Consider the following 20,968-nt stretch of genomic DNA (forward strand, 5'->3'; position numbering starts at 1 on the left):
ATGAAAAAGATTTTCTTCAGCATCCTGTTAGTAAGTGCCGCCTTCCAACTGCGCGCCGAAGACGGCCACCAGCTCTGGTTGCGCCCGCACGCCGCGGTGCCGGTTACGGTGGTAGCATCCACCAAAAGCTCTGCCTTGCTTACTACAGCAAAGCAGGAGTTGCAGCAGGGCTGGCAGGGTAACGCCGGGGCCACCGTCACGCTTACCCTCAAAAAGGATAAGGCCATCAGCTACGACGGGTTTCAGCTGAGTGCGCAGGGGGTGCAGGCCGCCACCGAGCGGGGCATCCTGTACGGAGTGTACGAGCTGCTGCGGCGTCAGCAAACCGGCCAGTCGGTTGCTGATGGAGTTTCCAATCCCTCGTACGAGCTTCGTTTGCTCAACCATTGGGACAACCCCGACGGGTCGGTGGAGCGCGGGTACGCCGGCAAGTCTATCTTCTGGCGCAAGGATAGCGCGCTGGTGGTGACCAACCGCGACAAGAAACTATGGCAGGAATACGCCCGGGCTAACGCGTCCATCGGCATCAACAGCAGCGTGCTCAACAACGTGAATGCCTCACCCATGATACTCTCGGCCGAGTACCTAGGCCGGGTGAAAGCCATTGCCGACGTGCTGCGGCCCTATGGGGTAAAGACGTATCTCTCCGTGAAGTTCTCTTCGCCGGTGCTGCTAGGCGGCTTGAAAACCGCGGACCCGCTCGACCCGGCCGTTAGTAAGTGGTGGCGCGGCAAGGTGAAAGAGATTTACCAGCAGGTACCGGATTTTGGCGGCTTTCTGGTGAAAGCCAGCAGCGAAGGCCAGCCTGGCCCGCAGGACTACGGCCGCACCCACGCCGACGGGGCCAACATGCTGGCTGACGCAGTCAAGCCCTACGGGGGCCTAGTGATGTGGCGGGCCTTCGTGTACAGCCCCAACGACAAGGACCGCGCCAAGCAGGCCTACAACGAGTTTGTACCGCTGGACGGCAAATTTCGCGACAACGTCATCGTTCAGGTGAAAAACGGGCCGGTTGATTTTCAGCCGCGCGAGCCGTTCAGCCCGCTGTTTGGGGCGCTGAAAAAGACGGCCGTGATGCCGGAATTTCAGATAACTCAGGAATATCTCGGGCACGCCATTGACCTGGCGTATCTGGCGCCCATGTGGGAAGAGTGTTTGCAAAGTGACACTTACCAGGCCGGCCCCGGCAGCACGGTGGCCCGCTGCACTAATGGCAGCGTGTACCGCCAGGCGCACTCGGCTATGGCCGGCGTCTCCAACGTGGGGCTGGATACCAACTGGACCGGCCACGACTTCGCGCAGGCCAACTGGTACGCTTTCGGGCGGCTAGCCTGGAACAGCAACATGAAAAGCGCCCAAATAGCCGAGGAGTGGCTCAAGTTGACTTTCCAAAACGCAGCCGGCGGCACTCAGTCGGCTACTGCCGCGGCCGACTGGAGCGTCAAGTTCCTGACGCCCGTAACGCAGCTCATGCTAGCCAGCCGCGAGGCCATTGTGGACTACTCGATGCCGCTGGGCTTGCACCACATCATGTCGGCCACGCACAACCACTACGGCCCCGGCCCTTGGTGGGCACCGCCCCAGATGCGCGCCGACTGGACCCCGCCTTACTACCACCAGGCCGCTACCAACGGCGTAGGCTTCGACCGTACCAAGACGGGCAGCGACGCCGTGAGCCAGTACCACGAACCCCTGGCTTCGCAGTTCAACAACCCCGCCACCTGTCCCGACGAGTACCTGCTGTGGTTTCACCACCTGCCCTGGGATTTCAAGATGAAAAGCGGCCGCACGCTGTGGGACGAGCTAACCCTGCACTACGAGCACGGCGTGCAGCAAGTGCGCCAGTTCCAGCGCACCTGGGACCAAGCCCAACCCTACGTGGACGCCGAGCGGTTCGCGGTGGTGCAAAACAAGCTGCGCACCCAAAGCGGCAACGCCGTGGAGTGGAAAGATGCCTGCTTGCTGTACTTTCAGCAGTTCAGCCACCAACCCATTCCGGCCGCCGTGGAACCGCCTATGCACACGCTGGAAACCCTTATTGCCAACGACACACCGCCCCGGCCGCCGCGGCAACCCCGTCAGCCCTAGTCACTTAGCTTACTTGGTCAGCCCCGCCAGCTGCCTACGTTGCTGTTTCCTCTCCCTGCCTTTATGCGTAAGTCCTTTCTATCTGCCACTCTGCTCGTTGCGCTCAGGCTAGCCGCTTCTGCCCCGGGCAGCTATGGCCAGGCGGCCCCCAAGCTGGGCGAAAATCCTTTTCTGCGCGACGTATTTACGGCCGACCCGGCCCCGCTGGTGTACAAAGACAAGGTGTATCTCTACGTGGGCCACGACGAGGCCAAGGAGGGTCAGATGTTCAACATGAACGACTGGCGGTGCTATTCGTCCTCCGACCTGAAAAACTGGACCGCGCACGGCCCAATAATGAACGTGCGCGACTTCAAGTGGGCCACCAAGGATGCTTGGGCCTCGCAGGTGGTGGCTCGCAACGGCAAGTTTTACTTCTACGCGGCGGTGCAGGAGGGGGCCCCAGCCAATGCCAAGGCCATCGGGGTGGCTGTGTCTGATAGCCCCACTGGTCCCTTTGTAGATGCCCGCGGCTCGGCCCTTGTTTCCGATAAATCTACGCCCGGCCCCAACGGCTGGGACGACATCGACCCCACCGTATTCGTGGACGATGATGGCACGGCCTGGCTGGCCTGGGGCAATCCCAATTGCTACCTGGCTAAGCTTAAGCCGAACATGACCGAGCTGGACGGGCCCATCCAGCGCATCGAGGTACCCAACTATACCGAAGGGCCGTGGCTGCACAAGCGCGGCAGCACCTACTACCTCACCTACGCGGCCTTTGCCCACCAGGGCATGTCGGAAAAGCTTTGCTACGCCACCGCTCCCAGCGTAACCGGCCCCTGGACTTACCAGGGCATCCTCACCGACCAGGCGAAAAACAGCTACACCATTCACCCCGGCATTATCGAGTTCAAAAAGCAGTGGTACCTGTTTTACCACAACGCTACTCTTACGCTACCCACCGGCGAAAGCGGCGCCTTGGGCCGGCGCAGTGTGTGCGCCGAGTACCTCTACTACAATCCCGACGGTACCATTCAGCCCATCACCCACACGGTGGCTGGCCTGAGCGCGCCGCCCCGCAAAGGCGATAACCCCGCGCCGCCCCGGCACCCGCCAGCCACCCCAGCGGCGGCCACGCCCCTTTCAGCCAGCCCCGGCGTCACTATAACCCAAAACACCCAGCCCCGACCCAGCCAGTGGCCCGGCACCCCCGTTTTCAGCACCATGCCCAACCCGGCCAACCTGGCCCTCGACAACCTCAGCTTCAATCACAACAAGGGCGTTACCAGCTTCGGCCAGACCTTCGAGGTTAAAGCCGACTGCCGACTAACGCGCCTCGACTTGTTCGGGGGTGACGGTTTCGGCACCGATGCCAAGCAGCCCGTTGCCTTGGCCCTCTACGACCTCGGGCCGGCCAATGGCCTCGCCGCCGACGCGGCTGCTTATTCAGTTGGTACTAATCTGCTCGGTGCCACCAATAGCCAAAATTTCAACTACACGCCCCAAGCCGCCGGGATACTGCAATTCGACTTTGCCGCTGCTAACCAGGTGATGCTTAAGGTCGGGCACCGCTACGCTCTGGAGCTCCAGGGTGCGGCGAAGTCGGCACCGCTGTTTTGGCGGGTGAGCCGTCAGGACACCTACGGCGGCGGTAGCGCTTACCAAGACCGGCAGCCTGTCCAGCTGAACAACAAGCGCGGCTATGATTTTGCCCTGGCCGTGTACGGCGTGGCCTTGACAAATTGATTCATGGCTTTCAACTACAAAAAATTGCTGTACCTATAAGACTTAACCGGTCACCTCCCAGCTTTCAGCCACTAGCTCCACCCAGTGAAAAACAGCTTTATGAACCCCTGCCCAGCCTGCTTGCAAAAAGTTAAACGCGCCATGTTGGTAGTGGCAGGCCTGCTCGCCGTGGGGGTGGTCCTAGCTTCGGCCAGCAACCTAGCCCGCCGAAGAAGGCGACGAGCACCGCGGCTTTTTACACAAATAAGTACCCCAACCTGCTTCGCGAAGCAGGCTACCGTCAGGCCGACATTAATAAGAAAGTGGCGCAAGCATATCATGATGTGTTTGAGGGCCCGAACAAGGTGTACTTCGCGGTGGGCGACTCCATGGCCTACGTGTCGGACGTGAAAAACGAGGATGCCCGCACCGAAGGTCTTTCCTACGGCATGATGGTGGCGGTGCAGCTCAACAAAAAGGAGGTGTTTGACCGCCTCTGGCGCTGGTCGAAGAAGTATTTGCAGCACCAAAGTGGGCCGTTGGAAGGCTATTTTGCGTGGAGCATCAATACGGCCACCATGAAGCGCAACTCGGAAGGGCCGGCTTCGGATGGCGAGCTGTACTTCGTGACCAGCCTCTTGTTTGCGTCGAACCGCTGGGGCAACACGACCGGCATCAACTACTATAAGGAAGCCCGCCGCATCCTGGATGCCTCGTGGAAAAAAAATGGCACTGGCGACGTATACAACCTCTTCAATACCAAGCACAAGCAGATAAGCTTCGTGCCGGTCGGGGACATGTATAATTGGACCGACCCCTCGTATCACGTGCCGGCTTTTCTGGAGGTGTGGGCCGAATATGCCAAGGACGGGCACGAGCAGTTTTACCGGGACTGCGCCGATACGGCGCGCGTGTTTTTGCACCGTGCCTGCGCCGCTCCTACCGGGCTCAATTATGACTACACCGAGTTTAGCGGTAAGCCCCACTCGACCCGGTGGGCGCCCGCCGCCTTTCGCTACGACTCCTGGCGCGTGCCCATGAACATTGCCATGGATTACGTGTGGTTTGGCAAGGACCGGGCTTGGCAGCAGCAATACGCGCAGCGCTTCCAGGGCTTTCTGCGCAGTAAAGGCCTCAACACCTTCGGAGACCAATTCAACGTGGACGGCTCGCGCCCCGATTTTATTCTGCCGGCCGGCAAGGTGAAGAAGTTGCGCCACTCCTTGGGCTTGGTGGCTACGTCGGCGTCGGCGTCGCTCATGCGCCCGGCCCCACCGCAGCTGGATTTCGTGCACGCCCTCTGGAATGCCAAGCTAGCACCCTACGACGACGGCTACTTCGACCCGTACTACGACGGCCTGCTGTACCTATTCAGCCTCATGCACCTGAGCGGCAACTACCAGGTGATAAAGCCCCAAACGCACTAATTAGCAAGGCTAACCTATGAAGAACTACTTATTGCTACTGTTGGCCGGGCTAGGTGTTTTGGGACTGCGGCCAGCGGCTTGGGCCCAGGCCCGCAACCCCATTGTGCATGCCGATGTGCCGGATCTATCCATGATTCGGGTGGGGAACACTTACTACATGAGCAGCACCACCATGCACATGAGCCCCGGGGTGCCTATCATGAAATCAACGGACCTGGTGAACTGGAAGCTGGTTAGCTACGCCTACGATACCCTGGCTAACGTGGACGCCATGACGCTAGCCAAGGGCCAGAGCACTTACGGGCGCGGCTCGTGGGCTAGCAGTTTGCGCTACCACCAGGGCACGTACTACGTCAGCACGTTTGCCCAAACCACGGGCAAAACCCATGTGTATTCCACCAAAAACATCGAAAAAGGCCCCTGGAAGGCAGTTTCTTTCCGGCCGAGCCTGCACGACCATTCTTTGTTTTTCGACGACGATGGCCGCGTGTACATGCTCTACGGCGCGGGCAAAATCCAACTGGCCGAACTCACCGCCGACGTGTCGGGGCTGAAGCCGGGAACCACGCCGCAAACCATCATCGAGAATGCCAGCGCCCCGGCCGGCTCCAATATTAACCTGCCGGCTGAGGGCTCGCAGCTTTTCAAGGTCAACGGCAAGTACTACCTGTTCAATATCACGTGGCCGCGCGGCGGGATGCGGACGGTGGTCGTGCACCGGGCCGATAAAATAACGGGTCCCTACGAGGGGCGGTTGGCTTTGCAAGACTTGGGCGTAGCTCAGGGTGGCCTAATTGATACGCCCGAGGGCAAGTGGTACTCGTATTTGTTCCGTGATTTTGGCGCAGTGGGCCGCATCCCATACCTGGTGCCAGTGCAGTGGGAAAGTGGCTGGCCGGTGCTAGGCAACCCGGTGGGCAAAGTCCCTGAAACGCTACCACTACCCGCCAACAAAAGCTTGATTCCGAGTTTAGTTGCCTCCGACGAATTTACCCGCCGGGCGGGCGAGCCAGCCCTGCCCTTGGTGTGGCAGTGGAACCACAATCCTGACAACAAATTCTGGTCGGTGAGCCAGCGCCCGGGCTACCTGCGCCTTACCACCGGGCGGGTCGATACGTCGTTTCTGCTGGCCCGCAACACGCTGACCCAACGCACCATTGGCCCAATGTGCGCCGGCACTACGGCCCTGGACGTGTCGAACCTGAAAGCGGGTGATTTTGCCGGCCTCGGGGTATTGCAGAAGCGCTATGGGTTGGTGGGCGTGCAGGCTAGCCAGGGCGCAAAAGCTATTGTGATGGTCAGCGCCGAGTCGGAAAAACCAGTAGAGTTACAGCGCTTGCCGCTGGCGCAAAACAAGGTGTACTTCAAAATCGAGTGTGATTTCCAGGACCGCAAGGACGTTGCTACCTTCTTCTACAGCCTCGATGGCAGCACATGGCAGCCCGTGGGCAAGCCCCTCAAGATGGCCTACACGCTGCCGCACTTCATGGGCTACCGCTTTAGCCTCTTCAACTACGCCACCCAAGCGGCGGGCGGCTACGCCGACTTCGATTACTTCCGCATTACCGACAAGCTGAGCAAGTAGCCGCTTTGGTGGAACACTTCACCAGAACGAGCACTCCCTATTCCCTAACCGCAAAACCCGATGCGTACGTTGAAACTTTACGGGCTGCTGGCGACCCTGACCCTGCTTGGCCTTTCGCCCGCCTACGCCCAGAACCCATTCATCACCAATCAATTCACCGCCGACCCTACGGCCCGCGTATTCGGCGACCGGGTGTACGTGTACCCTTCGCATGACATCCGGGCTACCCCAGGGCACGGGCGGGCCGGCTGGTTTGTCATGGAAGACTACCACGTCTTCTCATCCGCCAACCTCACCGACTGGATGGACCACGGCGTCATTGTCACCCAAAACAAAGTGCCGTGGGTGAAGCCCGACAGCTACAGCATGTGGGCGCCCGACTGCATTTTCCGCAACGGCAAGTACTACTTTTACTTCCCCAGCACGCCCCGCGATACGACCGTCAGCAAGGGCTTCACCATTGGAGTGGCCGTGGCCGACAAACCGACGGGTCCGTTTGTGCCGCAGCCGCTGCCCATCAAGGGCGTGCGCGGCATCGACCCCAACGTGCTTATCGACAAAGACGGCCAAGCCTACCTCTACTGGTCGCAGGGCAACATCTATGGCGCCAAGCTCAAGGACAACATGCTGGAGCTAGCCGACGAGCCCAAAACCCTCGGCGAACTACCCACCAAAGGCTTGAAGGAAGGCCCGTATGTATTTGAGCGCAAGGGTATTTACTACCTCACGTATCCGCACGTCGAAAACAAAACCGAGCGCCTCGAATACGCCACCAGCACCAGCCCGCTCGGGCCGTTTACCGTGAAGGGCGTGATTATGGACGAGTCGCCGACCGGGTGCTGGACCAATCACCACTCGTTTCTGCAATTCAAAAACCAGTGGTACCTGTTTTACCACCACAACGACTTGTCGCCGAAGTTCGACAAGAACCGTTCGGTTAGAATCGACAGCTTGTCGTTCGCCGCTGATGGCTCGATTCAAAAAGTGAAGCCCACCCTGCGCGGCGTCGGTTTGACTGATGCCCGGCAAAAAATCCAGCTGGACCGCTACAGTCGCCTCAGCGAGCGGGGCGCGGCCATTGCGTTCCTCGACACGGCCAACACGTTCCAGGGCTGGAAAACCGTCTTTGCTGGCAACTCCGGCTGGGTGCAGTACAACGGGGTAGCATTTGGCCAACAAAAGCTGAAAACCGTTTCGCTCCGGGGCGCATCCACCGCCGGGGCCACCTTACAAATCCGGTTGGATAATGCAACGGGCCCAGTGATTGCGGAAGTAGCCGTACCGAAGGGCACTTGGCACGAGGTGAAAGCTCCAATCATGGCTTTCAAGCCCGGTACGCACGCGTTGTTTGTAGCGCCAAAGTCTCAAGCGCCCGTCGAAGTGGACTGGGTGCGCTTCGAGTAAGTCCGCCCGCGGCCTCAGCATGAATTGCTGACCGCTGCTATTACCTAGCGCGGGCTTAAGCCACAAAAAATACCTTCCTTCAGGAGGCAGCTATTGTGAAAAGCTACTTGCCTCCGTCTTTCCAATTCCCATTTCTATGAAGCTTGCTACTGCTTTACTAGGTATTCTGCTGCTCACCAGCGGGGCATCGCCGTCGGCCACCACCTCGGGCCCGGTGGCTGAATTTCCGTTTCAAAACCCCGACTTGCCCATCGACCAGCGAGTCAATGACTTGGTGGGCCGCCTGACTCTGCCCGAAAAGGTGTCGCAGATGCTCAACACCTCCCCGGCCATCGACCGGCTCGGCATCCCGGCTTACAACTGGTGGAACGAGGCCTTGCACGGCGTGGCCCGTACCAGCCTGAAAACCACGGTTTTCCCGCAGGCCATTGGCATGGCCGCCACCTTCAACACCGATGCCATGCTGCAAATGGCCACCATCACCTCCGACGAGGCGCGGGCGGTGCACCAGGAGTTCGTGCGGCGCGGCGAGCGGGGCATCTACCAGGGCCTTACCTTCTGGACGCCCAACATTAACATCTTCCGCGACCCGCGCTGGGGCCGGGGGCAAGAAACCTACGGCGAGGACCCCTACCTGACTGGGCAGCTAGGCAGCGCGCTGGTGAAAGGCTTTCAGGGCGACGACCCAAAATACCTCAAGATCACGGCCTGCGCCAAGCACTTCGCCGTGCACAGCGGCCCCGAATCGTCGCGCCACGAGTTCAATGCCCAAATCAGCGACTACGATTTGTGGGACACCTACTTGCCCGCTTTCCGCGACCTGGTCGTGGACGCCAAGGTGGCCAGCGTGATGTGCGCTTACAACGCCTACGCCGGCCAGCCTTGCTGCGGCAGCGACAAGCTGATGAACGAAATTCTTTACGACAAGTGGAAGTTCAAAGGCTACGTCACCTCAGATTGCGACGGCATCAACGACTTCTGGCAGCACCACAAAACCGACCCCGACGCGGCCACGGCCGCGGCCAACGCCGTGTTGCACGGCACCGATATTGAGTGCGCGACGGGCAAGCTCTCTACCTACAACTCGCTGCTGGAAGCAGTGCAGAAAAAGCTGATTACCGAGCAACAGCTCGACGTATCGGTGAAGCGGCTCTACAAAATCCGCTTCCAACTCGGCATGTTCGACCCAGTGGAACGCGTCAAATACGCGCAGATTCCCATGAGCGTGGTGGAAAGCAAGCCCCACCAAACCCACGCCCTGAAGATGGCCCGTGAGTCGGTGGTGCTGCTCAAAAACGACAAGAACACGCTGCCGCTGCGCAAAAACCTGAAGAAAATCGCCGTGCTCGGCCCCAACGCCGACAACGAAAGCGTGCAACTCGGCAACTACAACGGCTTTCCAACCGACAATGTGACCCCACTTGAAGGCATCCGGGCCAAGGTGGGCCCAGGCACCGAGGTGGTCTACATTCAAGGCGTCGACTACGCCAGCAACGTGGTGTACGAGCCGCTCGACATCAACAAGCAATTGGCGTACAATGGCAAGCCCGGCTTCCAGGCCGAGTATTTCAAGGGCACTAATCTGGAAGGCCAGCCCGTGGTTACCCGCCAGGAAGCGGGGCTGGACCGCTACCTAGCCAACGTGAAAATGGAAGTGGCGCCCGGCCTGCCCGCCGAAAATTTCTCGGCCCGCTACCAAACCACCTTCACGCCTCTAACAACCGAGGAACTGGCCCTAGAAATTTCCGGCGACGACGGCTACCGCCTGTTCGTCAACGACAAGCAGGTGATTGATACTTGGGCCGGCCGTGGGTTCTCCACCAAGCAGCACATCCTGAACGTGACGGCCGGCCAGAAGCTGAACCTGCGGCTGGAGTACCTGCAAACCGACCGCCGCACCATCCTCAAATTCACCGGCGCGAAAGTGGTACCCATGAACGCAACCAACATTCTAGCTCGGGTGAAGGATGCCGACGCCATCGTGTTTGTGGGCGGCATCTCACCCAAGCTGGAAGGCGAGGAAATGAACGTGAAGGTGCCCGGCTTCAGCGGCGGGGACCGAACCAGCATTGCGTTGCCCCAGGTGCAAACCGACTTGCTGAAGGTGCTGCACGGCTCTGGTAAGCCGGTAATATTCACCATGATGTCGGGCAGCGCGTTGGCTACCCCTTGGGAAGCCGCTAACCTGCCGGCAATGCTTACCACCTGGTACGGTGGCCAGTCGGCCGGCACGGCCCTGGCCGACGTGCTGTTTGGCGACTACAACCCCGCCGGCCGCCTGCCGGTCACGTTCTACAAGTCGGAAACGCAGTTGCCGGCCTTCGACAACTACAGTATGGAAGGCCGTACCTACCGCTATTTCACCGGCGAGCCATTGTTTCCCTTCGGCCACGGCCTGAGCTATACCACCTTCCAGTACAGCAACTTGAAGGTGCTGTCCAAACCCGTTACCGGGCAACCCATTAGCGTGAGCGTGCAGGTGCAGAACACCGGGCAGCGCGCCGGCGACGAAGTAGTACAGCTTTATGTGCGCCATCCTGGCGCATCGGGCCGCGTGGCCCGGCACGCCCTAGAAGGTTTCCGGCGTATGAGCTTGCAAGCCGGCGAGAAAAAGACGGTCATGTTCACGTTGACGCCGCGGCAGCTTTCGCGGCTCGATGCGCAAGCCCGGCGCGTGGAGCTAGCCGAAAAAGTGCAGGTATTCGTGGGCGGCGGCCAGCCGTTGGCCACGGCCGTGAAAACCGGCCGCGTGCAGCAAGCGGAGATGGTATTAGCGGGAGCGACCAAGACGATAGAGTAATTGGCCGGTGCAGCAAGTGTAGAAAGCAAAAAGAGCGGTCGTGCTGAGCGCAGTCGAAGCATCTGGGCCGCTTCGCTGCAACGGCATTGATTACTTCTGAGCTAGGAATGCTTAGGCCGTGTTCAGCAGGACCGCTCTTTTTAAATAACAATTACAAATCACTGTCTCTAAAGGCAATACATGCTCTTTCAACTGATGAGAAAACAGTTTTCCCTGCTGGCGAGCCTCGTATTGTTGGCCGCCCATAGTGTGCTTGCCCAACCAACCGTGAAGGAGGCGCCCGCCGGGTTCGACCAGCCCAGAGCGGGCATTGCGACCGGCAAGCTCGACAGCATCAGCTACCCCTCTGCTACCGTGGGCACCGTGCGCAAAGCGCTGGTGTATACGCCGCCGGGCTACTCCAAAAACAAGAAGTACCCCGTGCTTTATTTGCTGCACGGGATTGGGGGCGACGAAAAAGAGTGGCTGAAGGGCGGCAAGCCGCAGGTGATTTTGGACAACCTGTATGCGGAGGGAAAACTGAAGCCGATGCTGGTTGTCATGCCCAATGGCCGGGCCATGAAAGACGACCGTGCGGTTGGCAATATCTACAGCCCGGAAAAGGTAGCGGCTTTTGCCAACTTTGAAAAAGACCTGCTCAGCGACCTTATTCCGTTCATTGAGAAAAAGTACAAACCCCTGACCACCCGCGAGAACCGGGCTATTGCCGGGCTTTCAATGGGCGGTGGGCAGTCCTTGGATTTTGGCTTAGGCAACCTGGATAAGTTCGCTTGGGTAGGCGGGTTTTCTTCGGCGCCCAACACCAAAAAACCCGAAGTGCTGGTGCCAGACCCCGCAAAAGCGCGCAAGCAACTCAAGTTGCTCTGGATTTCCTGTGGCGACAATGACGGCCTGCTCCCCATCAGCCAGCGCACCCACGACTACTTGTATGAGCACAACGTGCCACACATCTACTACCTCGAAGCAGGGGGCCACGACTTTAAAGTCTGGAAAAACGGGCTGTATATGTTCTCGCAGTTTCTGTTCAAGCCGGTTGATACGGCGGCGTTGCCCACCTACACCGTGCTAGGCGCGCAGGCCGCTACGAATGTGCGCAACGCGAAATACCCCCAGATTCTGCCTGACAACCGGGTGGTCTTCCGCTTGAAAGCCCCCGCCGCCAAGCAGGTGCAAGTAGATCTAGGTCGAAAATACGACATGGTCAAAGACACCAGCGGTTTCTGGACCGTCACGACGGACACGATTAGCCAGGGCTTGCATTACTACTCCCTTGTGCTCGATGGTCTACCAGTTGCCGACCCCGCCAGCGACACTTTCTACGGTATGGGACGCATGGCTAGCGGCATTGAAATCCCCTCCCGAAACGGTGGTTTTTACGCCCTGAAAGATGTGCCCCACGGGGACGTACGGCTTAAGCGCTACTATTCGGGCGTTACCAATTCTTGGCGTCAGTTTTATGTCTATACCCCAGCCGGCTACGACACCCAAACCGCAGAAAAGTATCCGGTGCTTTACTTGCTGCACGGGGGCGGCGAAGACGAAAGCGGCTGGGCAAAACAAGGCAAAACGGATTTGATTCTGGATAACCTTATCGCCGAAAAGAAAGCTAAACCCATGGTGATTGTGATGGTGGACGGCAATATGGGCGGGCCGGGTGGGCTCGCCGGCTTCTCGGAAAACACGCTGCAAACCTTTGAAAGAGAGTTAAAACAATCTGTGATTCCGTTCGTGGAAAGTAATTTTCGGGTTGCGCCCGGCGCCAACAATCGGGCTCTGGCAGGCTTGTCGATGGGCGGTCTGCAAACGCTTTACGCCGGCATCAAAAACACCGATATGTTTGCTTCCTTGGGGTATTCAGTTCGGGTTGGTTTGCCAACAATCCCAAGTTGTCCGACCCGCAGTACAACTACATGAAAACCAATGTCAGCACCGTCAATCAGAACCTAAAGCAGCTGTGGCTATCGATGGGCGGTCCGGAAGACATTGCGTATGCCAACAACAAGGTAATGCGCGCCAAATTCGATGAACTAGGTATCAAGTATTCGTACAGCGAATACCCGGGCGGGCATACCTGGCCGGTGTGGCGGCACGATTTGTATATGTTCGCTCAGGGCTTGTTCAAATAAAGAATTAGGACTTTTCAAGTAGTTCTTTTATTCAACGGGAGCTAGACTTTGGGTTTGCCGGCTAGTGAAAGGGTGCACATAACCAGGCAAATAACCGCGTCAATTAGCAGCATGTTGTTGCTGATTGACGCGGTTATTTTTTGCTGGATGAGTTATCTAGCTTGCCCACACAAACTGAGTTGGCAGTGGCCGCTATCATCGGCGAACTGCGGATAGGAGCGGTAGGACTTCAAGGTAGCTAAGGCCGTTTTCACGGAGGTTATAATTTCTCTCTTTAATGGCTCCTACATATTACTACTGTAAGCGTTGGCCCTAGAAACGCGACTTTCGCCTAGTAAACGTCAACTTCCAATCTCGCAGTTTCAAGCAAGTAAACACAATGGCTATTAGTACATTACCTACGTAATTGGTAGGTCAAGGACTTAGTTCGGTGAAAACTTAACATTGAAAAGTGCTGCTACTGATGAGCTGAAAAACAACAAGGTGTTACCTTTGCGGTCCCAAATTTCGGTCAACCTTTTGTTATGCACGCTCCAGTCTCTTCTTCGTCCAACAACTCAACCATGGAAACGCCTACCGCTAACTCACGTGACAATCTGATAGTTGCATTATTTATGAGTGGCATGGTGCTAGTAGCTGCGATTTATTTCTTGCTCAACTAGCCATTAGTCCCGTTTGGGCGTCTGCGTTGCTGCTTTCGGTTCTAGCAAAACCTACTGAGTTCAATACCAAAGGGCACTTGATCTAGATAAGAAAGCTCAAGGCAGACCCCAAAGGACTAGGTAGCGGGGCTTGCTCGAGGGCTATGGTACAACAGTCGCAGCTTAAGCGGTGGCAACGAGTTCTAGCCTCAAATAAACAGCACTGCTTTGCAGCGGAATTCGTAGTTCACTGGCCGGTGCGGTGTACACGTTGGGGCTAATCGACGTCGAGGTATTGGCTTAGTAGCAACAGCAGTAGTTGCCGGCCCTGAGCAAACTCGACTTCCTGTGCCCGTCCGGAGGGCAAGTACAAGAGCGGATCCACCAAGCGTAGTAAGTGCAGCCACTCGGCAGGCGGGATCTGGGCGAAATAGCCTTCCGGAAATACTGTGCCCCGCAGTTGGTGCAGCACCACGTCCTGTAAGGTGGGGGAGAGCAAGCAAAACCGCTGGGTGGGGGGCGGTGCAAGACAACAGGAAGGTTCTGCCAGAGGCATAGCGGGCAATAGTCTGCTTTTTAAATGAACTTTTGAGCAGAGGAACCGCAAAAGTACCTGGCCGCTACCGCTGAGTTTGTCAACAGAAAGTTATCTTTCTGTGACACCTTGGTAGCTGGCCCGGTGATACCATGCCATAGTTAGCAACCCGCTTGTTTATGCTTTTGTGAAGCCGTTCGGGTTGGCTTGCAAGCGTAGCGGCCAAGCCCGTGCTTTGCCCGGCGTACTCTTCTGAAGCAAGTAATGTGAAGGGTACGAACTCGTAAAAGAGTTCTTTCCTCGTCTATTTTACACCCACCTAAATGCCGCCATGGTAGTAGCGCAACCACGCCCGGAGTCCAGCTTGCCGTTTGCAGGAACCGGGGGTGCTTCTGACCTGCCGAACCCACGGTAGGTGATCCATGGCGAAGGTAAAAGGCGACTATTCTATAACGTTACCAGGCTTTGTACTATCATGGTTGAATTTTCCCAAAGCCTGCCCCAGCTACTAGGTTTTATCGGTATTGGTGTGCTGCTGAGTGCTACGAGTTGCCACAGTACTTCGGTGGTAGAGTCTTCGAGTTCTCGCCACCGGCGGGTGTCCACCGCCGGTGGCGTCCCGCTGCCAGTTGCCAGCCTTAGCCAAGGGGTATGGCTCAAAGGGGATCTGCATGTTCATTCCCGGCACAGCAAGGAGTCCACTAACAATCCTATTGCTAAGATCATTGCCTTTTCCAACCGAGTCGGTATGGATTACCTCTGCATAACTGACCATGACAACCATGTCGAGGGCGATGTGGCGCATCATACCTGGGCTGATCCCGAGTTCAAATCAGACTCTTTGCTGTTGCTCTACGGCGCCGAATGGACCACAACCCGCGGGCACGGCAACACCTTCGCTGCCAAACCCTATGATCATAAGCGCTTGTTCGAGGTGCGGGATCAGCGCGACGTGGTAATTGGCGACGTGAAAAACAAGCTTGGCATTCACCTCTCGGCCAATCATCCGAGTGGGAAAGACCACTTCGGCTACTCTTACGACCTGCTGGAGTCGCTGGAGGTATGGAATTCCGTGCTTTGGGCCAACAACGCCAATGCTATCATGATCTGGGATGATATGCTTTCCTCGGGCCGCAAGCTGACCGGTAGAGGCGGGAGCGATGCGCACCATGGCGTGCCGGACACCCCTGAGCAAACCACGAAAAACAGTGCCCAAGCAAAAGCTAACTACGTGGGGACCCCCACCACCTGGGTGTTCGCCACTACGCGGACCTCGCAAGCCGTGGTCGATGCCTTAACGAACGGAAGGGTATCTATCAGTGCAAATCCGTATGCCCCTCGCGTCGAGTTTTATGCCGATCTAAATCAGGATGGCACTATGGATCTGATGATGGGCGACAACACCAAGGCTACGGGCAAGCCCGTCACGTTCCGGATCAAGTTAACTGGAAATGCTATTGCCAATGAAGCCTATTCCATTCAGGTGGTGAAAAATGGCAGTCCGTTCAACACTTTCCAAGCGAGCGGCCCGACCCCTACCGCCGAGTTCACCGATACCCCCTTAAGTTCGGGCCGGACTTACTACCGGGTGGTGGTCGAGGGGCCCGCAACTTCTTACCCTCAGGTTCCTGAGTCGTCGGCGCTGATCGGGAAGATGGTAGGGCTGTCCAACCCGATCTACTTCAACTTCGACCCAAACTTTTGAGCACATCTGAGTTGCAGAAACAACTGAGCCAGAGTCATAAAAGTAAGCAGGGCGAATCAAGAACGTTAAAACGAGCGGACAGATTCTGTGCTACCTGCTTGCCTTAGCTTTCTTACTTGGGCAGCAGCGGAATGTCAGCAATAGTGTTGCCTACTTGCCGGCCGAGGGCCAGGGTTGCCTCCTGGGTGAAGCGGTAGTGAATGCCACCGTAGACGCGGGAAACTGCCGCTTCTTCCATTACGGCTGTGATTGAGGCGTAGTGCCGGGGTGCCGACCCATTCCAGGCGTAGGCGTTGTCCGTGACGGGAACGTCGCCAAACTCCCGTAGCAACACTTGCAGCACCGGCGTGTAGATGCCCGCTAGGCCCGAGGGGTATTCGGGATAAGGAGGCGTCACTAAATAGGGTAGCCACCCAGCCTCTACGTGTCGCTGGATGTAGGTAACTGGCCGCAGCAGGTTGTACTGAAATTTGCCCCGCCACATGATAATAAAGGCATCCTTGTTGGCAATCCCGGTTTTGGCATAGACAACCGCTGCGGTGCCAAGCTTGGCGCGCTGGCTTTGCAGCACGCCGGTAACAATCGAGATGAGGTGCCCAGGCCCGGGCACCCCAACGCCTACTCCGCCCACATCTGCCCAATGGTTGGCAATTGCTTTCTGCTCCGGAGTCAAGGATTTTGATATTCTATACACTTCGTGGGCGGCCGCGTAAAACGACGAGGTTGAGTCTTCGGAATAAGGTACCGCCATGGGAGGTATGGACACCGTGGCACTGGACGCCAGAAAAGGCCGAGAATTCTTCAGGAAGGGCCCGACCGGGTTGGCATTGGCGGGGGAGTGGGCACCCAGGCACCCGGAAACACCGGTAGCACGTACCCGTCGCTGGAGATGGAAAAATTATCGGTGGTAGACCAGTTGTAGATAGCCGTGGCAACCGCTTGCCCAAAGGCTTGTGAGCGCGCCACCACAGCTGCCGGGTTCTGGGCGCTAAAGCGGGCCTGATAAGCAGTTTCCAGTGAATCTAGGCGTGCCCGGTCGGCCTGAGTCAACCCTACTAGCAACTGCTTGCTCAGGCTGGCTAGGGCCGCGTTGGCACTGGCGCCCCAAACGTACCCGCGGTTGCGTTCTGGTTTGGGCATAGTAGGCATTTGGTAGAGGGTCGACGATAAGCTCACGGCACCCTTCAGGCCGGGTTGCACAGCTTCGTAGAGACCTACGCCGATGTAACCAAAGCTGCGGTTGTTGGCAATGACATTGGGTTGGGGCGAGGTGCGCAACTGAATCTGGCCGATCAACTTGTACCAGTCGTACACCACGTCGGCACTTTCTTCGTGCACCGTGGGTGGATGGTTTTCCCATTCGGGTAGCCATTCTTCACAACCGTAGAAAAGCAAACCTGCTAGGACAAGCCCAACAAGACGAGTAATTTTCTGGCGACGCGTGCAGAGTAAATTCATAGCGAAAAGAACTGCGTGGGAAAAAATCAAGCGGCAGAAAAAGTAGCCTCCTCCCCGAGGTAGGCGTTGCAAAGAGCATAAGCCAGCAGCGCTAAGCAGCCATCGGCTGAGGCAAGCTCTTCGGACCCAGGACAGCAATGAAAAAACAAGAGGCTGCGGCTAAGCGCAGCCGAGCCTATGGCCGGATCGAAACGGAAATACCATGACCGTCGTCTAGACGGTGCCCCCACCCAACGACTCTCCTTGAGGAAGCCGTTACTCAATGAAACAGTGTGATAAATATAGTAAATCTATAATATATGTTAAACGCTTTTAATTTCGCTTATCACCGAAGTGTTCTAGCGACGTTGAATTCAAATGGCTCCTAATGGAAAGCTAGGTTTTCAATGGGTTGGCAGTAGACACTAGAATGCCAAACAGAGGCGTGTATTGTTGGAATTGATAATACACAACTGATTCCTAGCTGGTCTCTGGTGAAACCAGACAAACCTCCGGCTAAGAGCAACTCAGTTTCAAGTTGAGTTTAAAGGAATTCAAGTAAACCTTGTCTTAGCAGTTGCCACACTAATTCCTGTCCCTGACTGCTCCAGGAAGGAGCAGCAATACCACGAATTAAGTTGAAGCGCGTAGCACTCAGGCGTCACTTAGGTCGAGATATCAAGCAAGTCTGTGCACGGCTTGCCCAACTGGCGCATAGTTAGGGGCGCGGGGCGGCTTTATCCACAGGAAAGTTTAGGTCTTAGCCCAATATACTATCGAGTAAGCATAGTGAAGCACCTACTATAGAACCTTGATGCCACTAACTACTTGCCAAGCAGCTAATACCTGAATCCGCTGGCACGCAAATAGCTGAAGTAGAGAATCTAGCCGAACTTCACAACTGCAATGCTTACTCCCAAATGCTGTTCGCCTCCGTTAGAATAATAGGCTTGCCATCCGTAATGACAATGGTATGCTCGTGCTGAGCCACGAAGCTGCCGTCTTTGGTAGCCAGCGTCCACCCGTCGCTGAGCTGATGGGCTATTGTGGCGCGGGTAGAAATAAACGTTTCCACTGCTACCACCGAATTTTTCTTGAAGCGCTTCAGGTTGTAGCGGTCGTAGTAGCAGGGGATTTCCTTGGGCTCCTCGTGCAGGCTCCGACCGATGCCGTGTCCTACCAGGTTCTTGATCACCCGATACCCCGCTTTTCGCGCTTCGCCCTCAATCAGCCCGCCGATATCGGCAATGCGAACACCACCACGAATGCGGCTCAGGGCCGTGCGCAAGATTTGCCGGGAGGCATCGACCAGCGGCTGGTGCTGGTGAATATCGGTGCCGAGCACGAAAGAGCCGCCGTTATCAGCCCAGTAGCCGTCCAGCTCCGCCGATACGTCGATGTTGATTAAGTCGCCTTCGTGCAGCACCTTGCTAGCCGACGGAATGCCGTGCGCCACTTCGTTGTTGACGCTGATGCACGTCCAGCCAGGAAAACCATAAGTCAGCCGCGGGGCCGACTTAGCCCCCAAGGCCGCCAGAAGACGACCACCATACTCGTCCACCTCTTGCGTGGTCATCCCCGGTTGGGCATACTCGCGCATTTGCTTGAGGGTAGTGCCAACGGCTTCGCTAATGCGTTGGAGGCCGGCTAAGTCTACGTGAGAGGTGATGGACATAGAGTACAGAAGTTTAACTCGCTAACGAAGTAGCGCTTTAACTGGTTAACCCGCAAAAAGCAGTGCCAGTTTACTTTAGTAGTTGGTTTCGGGTTAAAGCGGACAAGGTTGACGTGCTCAATCTCTCCTACTCACCAGCTCCCAAACGAAAGAGACCGGGGCAAGGTACTGCTTCCTCAACTATTTTTGCTCGCTACGCACGCTGCCGAGTAGCGTCCCATTTAAGAGCCGGGTACTAAGTGATGTTTTGATTTTATATCAGAATCAAATAGAGATTTTCTTGCGCCCTTGGGATGGATACATTGCTGCTACTCCTTCAGGACTAGTCCTCCCAGTATCCCATCTCCTTTAGTCGCTAGGCGCAAACCCTGCTTCAGGGCAGATTCCAAGACATCGTTAGAAATCTACCAACTGGCGTGAAGGAATTGCCCGGTTGAAAATACTGAAGCACTAATACGCAGAAGGCAGCGGGTTAAATCCGGCCGCACCAGCTGATTCACACTCCACATTGATTAACAGTCTTACATGCCTAATCAAAGGAGGAGCGCAGAAAAGAAAATGTATATTCAAGCACTACAGCTCAACAACACATCCTGCAACGCAACCTGGCAGCGCTAGGTAAGCATGCAGTCGGGCGCGAGGCGGCGCTTCAATTGGAGTGAAACGCCCAACAGAAGCTGATGGCCTCTTTCACATAAAACGCGACAGATGAAAGGTATTGTAAGTGCTCTGTTGGTGGTGGCTTGCTGGTTGGCTACCACCGCTGCGCCTGGGCAGCAGAAGCTGCCCGATTGGGCTATGGGCCCTTTTATTCGGCCAGCCCAAGGAAATCCGGTGCTGGAACCCAATCCGCAGAGTACGTTTCTGGATCCGATGAGTGGGCAGCAGGTAGCTTGGGAGGCCAGCGACGTATTCAACCCGGCAGCGGTCGTAAGAAACAACACCATCTATGTGCTGTACCGCTCCGAAGATAAGTCGGGCACGGGCATTGGGGAGCGAACCTCGCGGCTGGGCTTGGCCGAAAGCATCAACGGCATCCAGATGAAGCGCCAAGCAACCCCGGTCTTTTACCCGGCCGACGACAATCAAAAGGAGTTTGAGTGGCCGGGTGGCTGCGAAGATCCCCGCGTTGCCGCCACGGAAGACGGTACATACGTGATGTTGTACACGCAGTGGAACAAGAAAGTACCCCGACTGGCCGTCGCCACCTCCAAAGATTTACGTATCTGGGTTAAACACGGCCCGGCCTTTTACCAAGCCTACGGCGGCAGGTTCAAAGACATTGCCAGCAAGTCCGCTTCTATCGTAACCAAACTGGTTGACGGCAAACAGGTCATCACCAAGGTGAATGGCAAGTATCTGCTGTATTGGGGCGAGAAGTTTATGAATATCGCCACCTCCGATGATCTACTGAACTGGACGCCGATGCTGGATGAAAAAAGGAATTACGAGCGGTACTCCGGCCGCGGCTGAACTACTTCGATAGCGACCTGACCGAGTGTGGGCCGCCAGCTATCATCACCGACAAAGGCATTTTGGTTTTGTACAACGGCAAAAACAAGCCGGACGCGGGCCGCGCCGAAGCGTACACCGCCAACACCTACGCGGCGGGGCAGGTTTTATTTGATTTAGCGGATCCTACCAAAGTCCTTGCCCGGTTAGACAAGCCGTTTTTTGTGCCCACCGAGCCCTTCGAAAAAAGCGGCCAATATCCGGCCGGAACCGTGTTCGTGGAAGGTTTGGTGTATCATCAAGCCAAATGGTTTCTCTACTATGGTTGCGCCGATAGCCGGGTCGCGGTAGCCGTGTATAATCCTGGTAAGTAGGATAACTTCTCT

At 56.9% G+C, this 20,968-nt stretch carries 10 protein-coding genes and 3 pseudogenes; 9 read left to right on the top strand and 4 right to left on the bottom strand.

Annotated features, from left to right (window positions below):
• The 7 genes and pseudogenes from MUN86_RS25300 to MUN86_RS25330 all read left to right on the top strand — a co-directional run bounded on the left by MUN86_RS25300 (position 1) and on the right by MUN86_RS25330 (position 13,137).
• Complete coding sequence (locus MUN86_RS25300; RefSeq protein WP_245126342.1) at positions 1-2,088, top strand: alpha-glucuronidase; 2,088 nt, start codon at positions 1-3, stop codon at positions 2,086-2,088.
• A 63-nt stretch (positions 2,089-2,151) separates the two neighbouring features.
• Positions 2,152-3,816: a glycoside hydrolase family 43 protein gene (locus MUN86_RS31980; RefSeq protein ID WP_311182288.1), complete on the top strand. Its 1,665-nt coding sequence runs from the start codon at positions 2,152-2,154 to the stop codon at positions 3,814-3,816.
• 248 nt (positions 3,817-4,064) lie between these two features.
• Positions 4,065-5,222, top strand: a pseudogene (locus MUN86_RS25310) (family 8 glycosyl hydrolase); the annotation flags it as partial.
• 16 nt (positions 5,223-5,238) lie between these two features.
• Positions 5,239-6,807: a glycoside hydrolase family 43 protein gene (locus MUN86_RS25315; RefSeq protein WP_245126344.1), complete on the top strand. Its 1,569-nt coding sequence runs from the start codon at positions 5,239-5,241 to the stop codon at positions 6,805-6,807.
• A 60-nt stretch (positions 6,808-6,867) separates the two neighbouring features.
• The gene (locus MUN86_RS25320; RefSeq protein ID WP_245126346.1) at positions 6,868-8,211 is read left to right on the top strand and encodes a family 43 glycosylhydrolase; all 1,344 of its coding nucleotides are present in this window, start codon (positions 6,868-6,870) and stop codon (positions 8,209-8,211) included.
• 136 nt (positions 8,212-8,347) lie between these two features.
• Positions 8,348-11,011: a glycoside hydrolase family 3 C-terminal domain-containing protein gene (locus MUN86_RS25325; RefSeq protein ID WP_245126348.1), complete on the top strand. Its 2,664-nt coding sequence runs from the start codon at positions 8,348-8,350 to the stop codon at positions 11,009-11,011.
• 195 nt (positions 11,012-11,206) lie between these two features.
• Positions 11,207-13,137: pseudogene (locus MUN86_RS25330) on the top strand (alpha/beta hydrolase-fold protein).
• A gap of 918 nt (positions 13,138-14,055) precedes the next feature.
• On the opposite strand, the gene MUN86_RS25335 reads toward MUN86_RS25330, so the two are convergent.
• On the bottom strand, positions 14,056-14,277 hold the full coding sequence (locus MUN86_RS25335; protein WP_245126350.1) for a hypothetical protein: 222 nt from the start codon (positions 14,275-14,277) through the stop codon (positions 14,056-14,058).
• Positions 14,278-14,788: 511 nt separating this feature from the next.
• Here MUN86_RS25335 and MUN86_RS25340 point away from each other — a divergent pair.
• Positions 14,789-16,018: a CehA/McbA family metallohydrolase gene (locus tag MUN86_RS25340; RefSeq protein WP_245126352.1), complete on the top strand. Its 1,230-nt coding sequence runs from the start codon at positions 14,789-14,791 to the stop codon at positions 16,016-16,018.
• Positions 16,019-16,130: 112 nt separating this feature from the next.
• Here the strand turns inward: MUN86_RS25340 and MUN86_RS25345 are convergent, their stop codons facing one another.
• The 3 genes from MUN86_RS25345 to map form a co-directional block, all read right to left on the bottom strand.
• Positions 16,131-16,784, bottom strand: coding sequence for a vanadium-dependent haloperoxidase (locus tag MUN86_RS25345; RefSeq protein WP_245126354.1), 654 nt, complete (start codon positions 16,782-16,784; stop codon positions 16,131-16,133).
• Positions 16,785-16,819: 35 nt separating this feature from the next.
• Entirely contained in the window at positions 16,820-17,476 is a 657-nt protein-coding gene (locus MUN86_RS25350; RefSeq protein ID WP_245126356.1) for a hypothetical protein, read from the bottom strand.
• A gap of 889 nt (positions 17,477-18,365) precedes the next feature.
• Positions 18,366-19,130: a type I methionyl aminopeptidase gene (gene map / locus MUN86_RS25355; RefSeq protein ID WP_245126358.1), complete on the bottom strand. Its 765-nt coding sequence runs from the start codon at positions 19,128-19,130 to the stop codon at positions 18,366-18,368.
• Positions 19,131-19,838: 708 nt separating this feature from the next.
• On the opposite strand from map, the pseudogene MUN86_RS25360 reads away from it, so the two are divergent.
• Positions 19,839-20,956 (top strand): annotated as a pseudogene (locus MUN86_RS25360) (beta-1,2-mannosidase).
• The last annotated feature ends 12 nt before the right edge of the window (positions 20,957-20,968 follow it).

The sequence above is a fragment of the Hymenobacter volaticus genome (assembly GCF_022921055.1).
GTDB classification, from domain to species: Bacteria; Bacteroidota; Bacteroidia; order Cytophagales; family Hymenobacteraceae; genus Hymenobacter; species Hymenobacter volaticus.

Bases quoted from the DNA above. Each gene is read 5' to 3' on its own strand.
- MUN86_RS25320 (WP_245126346.1), top strand. From the start codon at position 6,868: ATGCGTACGTTGAAACTTTACGGGCTGCTGGCGACCCTGACCCTGCTT.
- MUN86_RS25325 (WP_245126348.1), top strand. From the start codon at position 8,348: ATGAAGCTTGCTACTGCTTTACTAGGTATTCTGCTGCTCACCAGCGGG.
- MUN86_RS25300 (WP_245126342.1), top strand. From the start codon at position 1: ATGAAAAAGATTTTCTTCAGCATCCTGTTAGTAAGTGCCGCCTTCCAA.
- MUN86_RS31980 (WP_311182288.1), top strand. From the start codon at position 2,152: ATGCGTAAGTCCTTTCTATCTGCCACTCTGCTCGTTGCGCTCAGGCTA.
- MUN86_RS25315 (WP_245126344.1), top strand. From the start codon at position 5,239: ATGAAGAACTACTTATTGCTACTGTTGGCCGGGCTAGGTGTTTTGGGA.
- map (WP_245126358.1), bottom strand. From the start codon at position 19,130: ATGTCCATCACCTCTCACGTAGACTTAGCCGGCCTCCAACGCATTAGC.
- MUN86_RS25350 (WP_245126356.1), bottom strand. From the start codon at position 17,476: ATGAATTTACTCTGCACGCGTCGCCAGAAAATTACTCGTCTTGTTGGG.
- MUN86_RS25340 (WP_245126352.1), top strand. From the start codon at position 14,789: ATGGTTGAATTTTCCCAAAGCCTGCCCCAGCTACTAGGTTTTATCGGT.